Source organism: Xenorhabdus eapokensis (genome assembly GCF_001908105.1).
In genome coordinates this window covers 1-1154 of the sequence record NZ_MKGQ01000122.1, presented here as the reverse complement: position 1 = coordinate 1154, position 1154 = coordinate 1, and the positions used below count along the sequence as shown (strand labels likewise).

Sequence of the window (1154 nt, the reverse complement as noted above, 5' to 3'; positions counted from 1 at the left end):
TAAATAAGATTTCATAATAGCGCTACACTCCTTTTTTTCATGCCCGGTTTTTGATGTGATGAATATGATCCCAAAAATTCATCGACATCTTTGAGCAACTGCCACATAAATTGACAGCAATGGTTACGTGTGACTGTCTCATGGAGTGATTGCCAAAGCCGTTCTATTTTATTTAACCAGGGAGAATAAACCGGTAAAAACAATAGGTTAAATTTCGGATGTTGTGCCAGCCAATCCTTGACCCGCTTGCTTTTATGAATGCAATAGTTATCTAAGATTAATGTGAGAGTTTCTGCGTGGGGATATTGGTGATTAAGTGCCTCTAACATTCGGATAAATAAATCAGAATTCTTCTTCATTCCTTTAACATAGGTGACTTTCCTTGTTTGGGCATTGAGGCAACCGGCAAGGTAATATTTTTCATTTTTTCCCGGTGTGACAACCCGTTTTTGCTGGCCTCTGAAACACCAATCTGCCCCGATTTTCGGATTCAAATCAATATCCACTTCATCTTCATAAAAAACCGGATGGTGTTCTGAGTTCTTCGCTTTGGCTTCCGTGATTTTTGCCATTTTTTCCGCGTATTCTGGGTCAGGCTGTTTCACAGTGGGGGCTGCTCTGCGCCAGACAATGCCCATCTGACCACAGTAGCGGTAGAGTGAACTTTGTGAGAGCGATATGTTTAATAATTCATTGATTTTATGAGTAATGAGTTCAAGGCTCCAGCGTGAGCGGAGATAACCAAAATCTTGGGGAGAATGCTGTAATAATAAAGTCAGAAGCGGATAGAGTGGCGTTAGCTCCCAAACAGCAGGCCTGCCCGCCGATAAGCTTTTAAGCCCTTCTAATCCATATAACGTAAACCACTCAATCCAGCGATTGACAGAAGAGCGTGCCGCAGAGAGGGTTTTAGCAACGTAAGTCACCGTACATCCATCATGCAGCATCAATAACGCGAGCAATCGGCGAGCATAGTTCTTATCACGCGTTTTATGGATAAGTTTTTTCATGTTCTGGCGTTCATCTTGAGATAGGGGTGCTATGATAGGCATAACTCGGTCCGTTGGGTGATTTGTGATTTTTCGCAATTGATCAGATCGCAAAAACCGGACTGAGTTCCCTCCAAGTGATCTATTATTTTGAAATCTTATTTA

At 42.0% G+C, this 1154-nt stretch carries 1 protein-coding gene; it reads right to left on the bottom strand.

Translation table 11 applies throughout. The annotated features are described in order from the left end of the window. Positions 1-11: 11 nt before the first annotated feature. The gene (locus Xedl_RS19675; RefSeq protein WP_074025410.1) at positions 12-1052 is read right to left on the bottom strand and encodes an IS630 family transposase; all 1041 of its coding nucleotides are present in this window, start codon (positions 1050-1052) and stop codon (positions 12-14) included. Positions 1053-1154: the final 102 nt, after the last annotated feature.

Bases quoted from the DNA above. Each gene is read 5' to 3' on its own strand.
- Xedl_RS19675 (WP_074025410.1), bottom strand. From the start codon at position 1,052: ATGCCTATCATAGCACCCCTATCTCAAGATGAACGCCAGAACATGAAA.